The sequence below is a fragment of the Streptomyces viridochromogenes genome, assembly GCF_001270495.1.
GTDB lineage: Bacteria > Actinomycetota > Actinomycetes > Streptomycetales > Streptomycetaceae > Streptomyces > Streptomyces viridochromogenes_A.
In genome coordinates, this window is the sequence record NZ_LGUR01000211.1 from 93,346 (window position 1) to 99,945 (window position 6,600).

6 protein-coding genes and 1 pseudogene are annotated in these 6,600 nt (G+C 69.0%); 1 reads left to right on the top strand and 6 read right to left on the bottom strand.

Translation table 11 applies throughout. The features are described 5' to 3' along the window. Positions 1–5: 5 nt before the first annotated feature. The 4 genes from ADK36_RS27740 to ADK36_RS27755 all read right to left on the bottom strand — a co-directional run bounded on the left by ADK36_RS27740 (position 6) and on the right by ADK36_RS27755 (position 3,740). The gene (locus tag ADK36_RS27740) at positions 6–992 is read right to left on the bottom strand and encodes an LLM class flavin-dependent oxidoreductase (RefSeq protein ID WP_053199468.1); all 987 of its coding nucleotides are present in this window, start codon (positions 990–992) and stop codon (positions 6–8) included. A 149-nt stretch (positions 993–1,141) separates the two neighbouring features. Beyond that, a complete protein-coding gene (locus ADK36_RS27745) occupies positions 1,142–1,945 on the bottom strand; it encodes an alpha/beta fold hydrolase (protein WP_048583382.1) in 804 nt (267 codons plus the stop codon). Continuing rightward, positions 1,942–3,216 carry an LLM class flavin-dependent oxidoreductase gene (locus ADK36_RS27750; protein WP_048583383.1) on the bottom strand — a complete coding sequence of 425 codons (1,275 nt, stop codon included), beginning with the start codon at positions 3,214–3,216 and terminating at the stop codon, positions 1,942–1,944. Before ADK36_RS27750 ends, ADK36_RS27745 begins: the two co-directional genes overlap by 4 nt. An 11-nt stretch (positions 3,217–3,227) precedes the next feature. Next, positions 3,228–3,740, bottom strand: a complete 513-nt coding sequence (locus ADK36_RS27755) for a flavin reductase family protein (protein ID WP_048583384.1) — start codon at positions 3,738–3,740, stop codon at positions 3,228–3,230. Positions 3,741–4,291: 551 nt separating this feature from the next. On the opposite strand from ADK36_RS27755, the gene ADK36_RS50500 reads away from it, so the two are divergent. After that, positions 4,292–4,975 (top strand): transposase, encoded by a 684-nt coding sequence (locus ADK36_RS50500; RefSeq protein ID WP_234329897.1) that lies wholly within the window; start codon positions 4,292–4,294, stop codon positions 4,973–4,975. A gap of 42 nt (positions 4,976–5,017) precedes the next feature. Here ADK36_RS50500 and ADK36_RS27760 read toward each other — a convergent pair whose 3' ends face one another. Both ADK36_RS27760 and ADK36_RS48225 read right to left on the bottom strand, forming a co-directional pair. Continuing rightward, positions 5,018–6,385: an L-serine ammonia-lyase gene (locus ADK36_RS27760; RefSeq protein ID WP_048583385.1), complete on the bottom strand. Its 1,368-nt coding sequence runs from the start codon at positions 6,383–6,385 to the stop codon at positions 5,018–5,020. An 84-nt stretch (positions 6,386–6,469) separates the two neighbouring features. Continuing rightward, a pseudogene (locus tag ADK36_RS48225) lies at positions 6,470–6,600 on the bottom strand (serine hydroxymethyltransferase); the annotation flags it as partial.

Here is a 6,600-nt window from a genome sequence, read left to right on the forward strand (position 1 = left end):
CGACGTCAGCGAAGCGCGCGGACCGCGGGCAGCAGCACCTCGGCGATCTCCTTCAACTGCGGCTCCGGATCGAGCGACCCGACGCGGATGACGATGTGCCGGACGCCTTCGCGGACGTATCCGGCCAGCCACTGCGCGCACCTCTCGGAGCTGCCCCAGCCGTAGGCCTGGATCGCGGACATCGTCTCCAGCGAGCGGCCGTAGTAGTGCTCGATGTAGTGCTCCAGCTCCCGCTTGGCCTCCTTCTCGTTCTGGTTCACGGTGATCGTCGCGTAGAACGCGGCCTGCACCGCGCCCGCCGGACGGCCGGCTTCCGCGCGCAGCTCGCCCAGGCGCCGCCACGCGCGCCCGTACGCTTCGGCCGAGGGCAGGAAGGGAAGCCAGCCGTCGTAGTGGCGCGCGGCCCGGGCCAGCACGCGGGGGGTGTCGCTGCCGGCGAGCCACAGCGGCGGACCGCCGGGGCGGAGCGGCCTGGGCAGCCGGTCCAGGTTCCGCACCTGCCAGTGACGCCCGGTGAACTCGCTCGGCGCACCCGGCTCGCCACTGGCCCAGGCCGTGCGCCATACGGCGGTGATCTCGTCGAGCCGGCCGGCCCGCCCGGCGAAGGACGCGCCCACGGCGGCGAACTCCTCCTCGGTCTCCGGCACGGGGAAACCCGAACCGAGACCGAGGACCAGCCGTGCGCCGCAGACGTGATCGAGGCTGGCGATCATGTTGGCCCCGATCAGCGGATGGCGCAGCGCCGGGGTGAGTGCGGCCGTGCCCAGGGTGATCGACCGGGTCACCGAGCCGGCCGCGGAGAGCACGACGAGCGGGTCGAGCCGGGGACGTGCGGTGAGCGAGTCACCGGTCCACAGGGAGTCGAAGCCGAGCTGTTCGGCCTGGCGGGCGAAGTCCAGCAGCGGGGAGGCCGCGAAGTTCCCGACGATCGCCTGCTCCCGCGTGGGCAGCAGAACGCCGAGCTGGACCGGTGACTCGTCGAAGGTGACCATGGTGTGCCTGCCTCGTCTCGGGTTGGTGGCGGGGCGCTGACTCCAGGGGCTCGGGTAGCCGCCGGTGGCCCCCGGCGGATCCAACCAGCGGTGACTGATACGCGACTGACGGCAGTGCTCGGCGGCCAGGCGCTCAGGTGCTCAGCTGCTCAGGAGAGAAAGTCGGCGATGGCGTGGTGGGTGTCTGCGGGCTGTTCCCACTGCGGCATGTGACCGCACTCGGGGATCGTCTTGACGACGCTGCCGGCGATGCGGCGGGCGAACTCCTCCGCATAGACCACGGGGTTGAGGCGGTCCTGTTCGCCCCACAGCAGCAGCGTGGGTGCCGCGATCCGATGCAGCCTTCCGGCCAGCCCGCGGTCCGGGATCGGCCAGATGAACTTGGCGACGCAGCCCGTCGCCCACAGGCTCGCCGACGCAGCGGTGATGGCGGCCTCGGGGTCGTCCGGCGGCGTGACGGCGGCGCGGGCCACGGGGCCTTCGGGGTCGGCGAACAGCAGCCGCGGCAATTCGGTGGGTGCGGCGGCCATCCAGTCCGCCACCGGTGTCTCGTCCAGCCACAGACCGAGCGGGGCGACGAGGACGAGCTTGGCGAACGCCTCCGGGTAGCAGGCGGCGATCTCGGCGGCGAGCATACCGCCGAAGCCGTGGCCGATCGCCGGCGCCCCGGTCAGCTCCAGCGCCCGCAGGGCCTCCTCGCAGGCGAGGACCAGGTCCCACAGTCCGTCGAGTTCACGGACCGCGTAGGGATCCCCCGGGCTGGTTCCCGGCAGTTCCAGGACATGGACGGTGAAGTCCTCGGCGAGTCGGTCCAGGAGCGGGCAGGGAGCCGGCCCGCCCGCCTGGAAGTAGACCAGGCCGGGACCGCTGCCCACGACCCGGAAACCGATCCGCAGCCGCCCTGCACAGACCCGCGCCTCCCGCCGCTCCACGGCGGCCTTCTGCCCGGTCATCGCAAACCTCCCGTGACGGCGCCGGCCGCGGCCCGCAGCGGGCTCAGATCGCCGCCCAGGCGCTCCGGCCACCAGTGATGGGGCGGCGCGTCGTCCCGCCAGATCCCCTTGAGCCGCGGCAGCACCTCCGCCGCGAACAGGTCGATGTTGAACTTGGTCAGTTCCGCGGGCATCGAGCCGAACTGCAGCATCGCGTGGAGGTTGCCGATCCGGTGCCGCTTGATGATGTCGATGAGCTGCTCCGCCACCGTGTCCGGGCTGCCCACGATCGCGCATCCGGTCTCGGCCAGATCCCGGAACGGGGCGGTGCGCATACGGGCGTAGAGCCCCGTGTCACCCGGGTCGCGCAGCAGTGCCTCGACGCCGCGGATGTCGATACCCCCGGGAAGCATCATGCGCTCCATCGGGACGCTTCCCAGACCGCGCTGGAAGAAGTACTCGGCGTGCTCCGCGTAGAGCTTCTCAGCCTTCTCGTCGGTTTCCGCGACGCCGATGAGCTGCATGAACCCGACCTGGTACGGATTGACCGGCTTGCCCAGCGCATCCACCGTGCCCCAGAAGCGCTCGAAGATGCGCGGCGCGGTGGTCCGGGCGCCGAACCAGCCGAAGTAGTTGAAGCCGAAGCCGGATTCGAGGATGAACTCGATGGTGCGCGGGTTCCCGGTGGCGGTGATCCACACCGGAGGGTGCGGATCCTGCATCGGCCTCGGCCACAGGTTGACCATGCGGTGCTGGGAGTGCCGGCCGTTCCATGCGAAGGGTTCCCGGGCCGTCCACGACCGGAGTATGAGCCGCAGGTTCTCGTCGTAGCGCGGTCGCGTCTCCATCGGCGGCACACCGTTGTTGACGTTGGCGTCGTAGCCGAGGCCGATCGGGAAACCGCACACGAGACGGCCCCTGCTCATGCAGTCGAGCACGGCGTGCTCCTCGGCGACCCGTAGCGGTTCCCGGGCCTTCCCCAGGGACCGGCCGAGCGGGTAGATGGCGGTGGAGAGCCCTTCCGCCTCCGTGGCGTGGGCCAGTGCCGCGGCGAGCAGGTCCGGGTTGGGCACCATGTCGTACGAACACTGGCCGTGCTCGGTCACCACCAGCGCGTCGAAGCCGGCCCGTGCGGCGTGCATGAGCTCGCCCATGGCGTCCTGGAACGCGTCCGCCACCTGCTCGGGCCGGGTGAGCGCGTGATAAGGCGTGCTCACCACGGATTCGTAGCGCTCGGCGAAATCCGGAGGCAGATGCCGATAGGGAACCTGTTGGAAATACGTGACCTTCATCGTGACCTTCTTCAGTTTCGGCTGAGTAGGGACCCCGGCCGGCGGAACTCACCGTCCTGGAAGAGCAGTGGTTCTCCGGGACCGGTGGCGCAGGCCATCACCTCTCCCAGGAACAGGACGTGGTCCCCGCCGTCGTACGCGTGGAAGGGGGCGCAGCGGAGCCAGGCGACTGCTCCTTCGAGCCGGGGCGTCCCCTCTTGGTCGGCCCAGGGAATGTCGACTCCGGGACCTGGGCGGCCCGCGAAATGCAGGGCGAGATCCATCTGGTCGGCGCTGAGGACATTGACCGTGAAGTGAGCGTTCCGCAGCTTCTGGCACGAGCGGGAACGGCGGTCGAGGGAGACCAGGAGCAGGGAAGGGTTGAGGGACACCGAGGTGAAGGAACTGACCGTCACGCCGTGGGCGGCCCCGTCGTAGAAGTAGGAAACGACACTGACCCCTGTGCCGAACCGGCCGAAGCAGGCACGGAGCAGCGCGGGATCGACGCACTCGCGAAAGGCGGGCTGTGCCGGACTCGACTGCATGAAGACTCCAGAAGCTCACCAAAGAATGGGTGGATTTCGAGGGGAGACAGGTGGGCATGGATCGGCCGACATACGGGAGAATGAAAGGTTGATCCGGTGCTCTGGAACTGGGGTGAAAGCCTACACGGTGCATTGGCGGGCAGCTAGTGAAATCATCAATTATTTCCATATCAGTGCTCGGTCAGTCGCGCGTCAGTAAACTGAGGTTTAATGCGTTTTCTCGATTCCTAAATCCTGGTCCGGAGGCTTCCTGTCGCCGGTGCGGGTCGGTAATGAATTAGAGCGCTAAGGGGTCTGGGGTGAAAGTGAGACCAGAAACTTCGTCAGGGCTCGGATAAACGAGCTTGTGCATGGTTGGTGAGAACCGCGACCTGTGCAGTGATCATCAGCAACCGGCGGATCACGGGCCTGTCGGCCGTTGCGATCGCTGAACTCGTCACTGAGGTTGGCCCGTTGTGGCACGAACGGCCAGGCTTGCGTCCCGGACGCGGAAGCGGGCCGTGGGCGCCGGTGCGAAGCACCGGCTGGTGTTCGTCGACCGGCTTCTGGCCATGCTCGTGCATCTTCGCCACGGAGCCACTCATGATGTGCCGGCCTGCTGGTTCGCCGTGGACCGCTCCACCATCACCCGGGCCGTCGGCGAGTTGCGGCCTCTGCTCGCCGAACGAGGCTGCACCGTCAGTCCCGGCATGCCGCTCCAGACCCTGGCCGAGGTCGTCGACCACCTCGGTGTGACCGGGACGACCGGAATCGTCGACGGCACGGAGATCCGGGTCCGGCGGCCAGCCGTCGGACGCAAAGACCGGGACAAGTCCATCGGGGGCAAGAGCAAGCAGAACGCAGTCAAGACCATGGTGGTCACGGACGAGGGCGGCCGGGTGCTTTTTCTGCAGCCCGACCAGGCCCGGAAGGTATGCGGACATCACGCCCGCCCGCCAGTCAGGGCTGGTCAAGCTCCTGACCGACGCCGGCAGACCTCCCGTCACCCCCTGCTGCTGCACCGGCACCGGCGGGGCTCTGCTCCTGGACCACATGCCGCAGGACATCGTCGAAGTGCTGGAGGGGGGTGTGAAGCTCACCGGAGGGGGCGGACCCGTGCGCCTGAGGGACTCGTCGCCGCCAAAAGCCCCAGGAGCCCATCTCAGTGGGGCACCCCGGGGACTTCTCGGGGACTTTCACGCCTGTCCCAGGGATCTTCCAGGGACTTTCCGCCGCGTAAGCAGGGAAGGCCCTGACAGCGCTGAAAGAAACGAACGCGCTGGTCAGAGCCTGTTCCCTCAGCACTCGATGATGTTGACCGCCAGCCCGCCCCGCGCCGTCTCCTTGTACTTCACGGACATGTCGGCGCCGGTGTCCTTCATCGTCTTGATGACCTTGTCCAGGGACACCTTGTGCGAGCCGTCCCCCCGCATGGCCATCCGCGCCGCCGTGACCGCCTTCACCGCGGCCATGCCGTTGCGCTCGATGCACGGGATCTGGACGAGGCCGCCGACCGGGTCGCAGGTCAGGCCGAGGTTGTGCTCCATGCCGATCTCGGCCGCGTTCTCGACCTGCTCGGGGGAGCCGCCGAGCACCTCCGCCAGGGCGCCCGCCGCCATGGAGCAGGCCGAGCCGACCTCGCCCTGGCAGCCGACCTCGGCGCCGGAGATGGACGCGTTCTCCTTGAAAAGCATGCCGATCGCGCCGGCGGCCAGCAGGAAGCGGACCACTCCGTCCTCGTCGGCGCCCGGCACGAAGTTGATGTAGTAGTGCAGGACGGCCGGGATGATGCCGGCGGCGCCGTTCGTCGGGGCGGTGACCACCCGGCCACCCGCCGCGTTCTCCTCGTTCACGGCCATCGCGTAGAGCGTGATCCACTCCATGGCGAGCGCCTTCGGGTCGCCCTCGGAGCGCAGCTTGCGGGCCGTGTTCGCCGCCCGGCGGCGGACCTTCAGGCCGCCCGGCAGGATGCCCTCGCGCCCCATTCCGCGTGACACGCACTCCCGCATGACCCGCCATATCTCCAGCAGGCCCGCCCGGATCTCCTCCTCCGTGCGCCAGGCCCGCTCGTTCTCCAGCATCAGCGACGAGATCGACAGGCCGGTCTCGTTCGTCAGGCGCAGCAGCTCGTCGCCCGTGCGGAAGGGGTACTTCAGGACCGTGTCGTCCAGCTTGATGCGGTCCTCACCGACCGCGTCCTCGTCGACGACGAAGCCGCCGCCCACCGAGTAGTAGGTCTTCGACAGCAGCTCCGCCCCGGACGCGTCGAACGCCCAGACCGTCATGCCGTTCGCGTGGTAGGGGAGTGCCTTGCGCCGGTGCAGGACCAGGTCGTCGTCGAAGGAGAACGGGATCTCGCGCTCGCCGAGCAGCCGCAGCAGGCCCGCCTCCTTGATCGCCTCGACCCGCTCGTCCGCCGACTCCACGTCCACCGTGCGCGGCGAGGCGCCCTCCAGGCCGAGCAGCACCGCTTTCGGGGTGCCGTGGCCGTGGCCGGTGGCGCCCAGGGAGCCGTACAGCTCGGCTCGTACGGAGGCGACGGAGTCCAGCAGACCCTCGTTGCGCAGGCGGCGGGCGAACATGCGTGCCGCGCGCATCGGGCCGACCGTATGGGAGCTGGACGGGCCGATGCCGATCGAGAACAGGTCGAAGACCGAGATGGCCACGGGGGGACTCCTCAATACGGGGTGGAACACGGCGTGGGGTGTCCCGCTCACCTACGAGTGTGCGGGACACCCCACAAAAAGGGACTACTTGTTCAGACCGGGGTACAGCGGGTGCTTGTCGGCCAGGGCCTTGACCCGGGCCTTGAGGGCGTCCGCGTCGTAGGTCGGCTTGAGCGTCTCGGCGATGACGTCCGCGACCTCGGCGAAGTCCTCGG